At 50.0% G+C, this 332-nt stretch carries 2 tRNA genes; both read left to right on the plus strand.

The features are described from left to right. Positions 1 to 31 precede the first annotated feature (31 nt). Positions 32 to 108, plus strand: a tRNA-Ile gene (locus ACTJJA_RS23940). A 109-nt stretch (positions 109 to 217) separates the two neighbouring features. Next, a tRNA-Ala gene (locus ACTJJA_RS23945) sits at positions 218 to 293 on the plus strand. Positions 294 to 332 lie beyond the last annotated feature (39 nt).

A 332-nucleotide genomic window follows, 5' to 3' on the forward strand; every position in this document is an offset into this window, starting at 1 on the left:
GTCTGATGAAAATAGCAGTAAAAATCTCTGCAGGCTTGTAGCTCAGGTGGTTAGAGCGCACCCCTGATAAGGGTGAGGTCGGTGGTTCAAGTCCACTCAGGCCTACCAAATACTTCCTGATACTGCGTTGCGGAACAACTCGCATACTTCAGTATGCTTCGTTATTCCACGCCTTGTCTCAGAAAGCATTACCGGTACAGAGATTAGTGTATACGATGGGGTTATAGCTCAGCTGGGAGAGCGCCTGCCTTGCACGCAGGAGGTCTGCGGTTCGATCCCGCATAGCTCCACCATCCTTTTACTGCGAACACAAGAAAACTTCAGAGTGAACC

This window comes from Enterobacter sp. 22452 (assembly GCF_052045065.1).
In the GTDB taxonomy this organism is placed as follows: Bacteria; Pseudomonadota; Gammaproteobacteria; order Enterobacterales; family Enterobacteriaceae; genus Enterobacter; species Enterobacter mori.